This window comes from Fictibacillus nanhaiensis (assembly GCF_036213205.1).
Lineage (GTDB): Bacteria > Bacillota > Bacilli > Bacillales > Fictibacillaceae > Fictibacillus > Fictibacillus nanhaiensis_E.
Map to the genome: position 1 here is coordinate 1 of NZ_JARMFC010000032.1, position 1450 is coordinate 1450.

A 1450-nucleotide genomic window follows, 5' to 3' on the forward strand; every position below is an offset into this window, starting at 1 on the left:
TGAACTGCACCCCGAATTTTAGACACAGTCTTAAATCTGGAGGTGCTTTTCTTATGGCTAAATTTACGATCGAAGAAAAAATAGCTGCTGTTAAACGATATTTAGAAGGGGATGTAGGGTATAAAACAATCGCAAAAGAGATTGGTGCGAATAATAGTAAAGTTCTATTTTGGATTAGAAAATATGAATACCACGGTGAGAATGCTTTTTTCAAAAGCTATACAAATTACCTCTTAAACTTTAAACTAGACGTACTAAAATATATGAACGACAATGGGACGTCTATCTTTGATACAGCCGCGATTTTTAATCTGCCATCCGATTCTACCTTGTGGAAATGGCGAGATTTATTAGAGACTCAAGGTTTGGATGCCCTAAAACCAAAGAAAAAGGGGCGTCCAAACATGAATAAGAAAGATCAAAGGTCTTCCAAAAAGTCATCACCAGATAAAGGATCAGTAGAAGCGCTTCAACAGGAATTAGAAGCGTTACGTATGGAAAATGCTTATTTAAAAAAGTTGAATGCCTTAGTTCAAAACAAGGAAAAATCACCAAACAAGACAAAGCGCAAGTAGTCTATGAATTAAGGCATGAGTTTTCGATACAAGCACTTATAAAGCTAGCAGGAATCCCACGTAGTACCTATTATTATTGGGTGAATCATTTCAATCGTCCTGACCCTGACGAGGAGTTAAAACATTTGATTCAGGCTATTTATAATGAACATGAAGGCCGTTTTGGCTACCGTAGAATTCGCGATGAACTTAGAAACCGTGGACACCAAGTTAACCACAAAAAGGTACAGCGTATCATGAAGGAACTAGGATTAAAATGTCTCGTACGTATCAAAAAATATCGTTCTTATAAAGGAACGATTGGGAAGATTGCACCAAATATTTTAAATCGTAATTTTAAAGCTGAGAAACCAAACGAAAAGTGGGTCACGGATATTACAGAGTTTAAATTATTCGGAAAGAAGCTTTATTTATCACCCGTTTTGGACTTATTTAATGGAGAAATTATTACCTATACAATAGGGGCTAGACCGACATACTCCCTTGTCTCAACGATGTTAGATCAAGCTCTAGCGCATGTGACAGATAAAGATAAGCTTCTTATACATTCAGATCAAGGCTGGCACTATCAAATGAAACAATACCGTAAGGTCCTCAGTAAAAGTGGCATCACCCAGAGTATGTCTCGTAAAGGGAACTGTTACGATAACGCTGTGATGGAAAACTTCTTTGGAATCCTAAAATCTGAACTTCTTTATCTAAAAGAATTTGAAAGTGTGGAACACTTTAAACTAGAGCTGGCTAAATATATGGATTACTATAATCACAAACGAATCAAGGCAAAATTAAAAGGCATGAGCCCGGTTAAATACCGTACTCATGCCCTAACTGCTGCCTAATGAAATAACCGTGTCTAACTTTTAGGGGTCACTTCA

The 1450-nt window shown here is 36.8% G+C and carries 1 protein-coding gene; it reads left to right on the forward strand.

Annotation, left to right across the window (positions count from 1 at the left end; translation table 11 throughout):
• Positions 1 to 53 precede the first annotated feature (53 nt).
• Positions 54 to 1414 (forward strand): IS3 family transposase gene (locus P4V41_RS20440; protein ID WP_328086991.1). Its coding sequence is split into 2 segments (ribosomal slippage): positions 54 to 510 and positions 510 to 1414, totalling 1362 coding nucleotides; the frame shifts between segments, so codons are not numbered across the junction.
• Positions 1415 to 1450 lie beyond the last annotated feature (36 nt).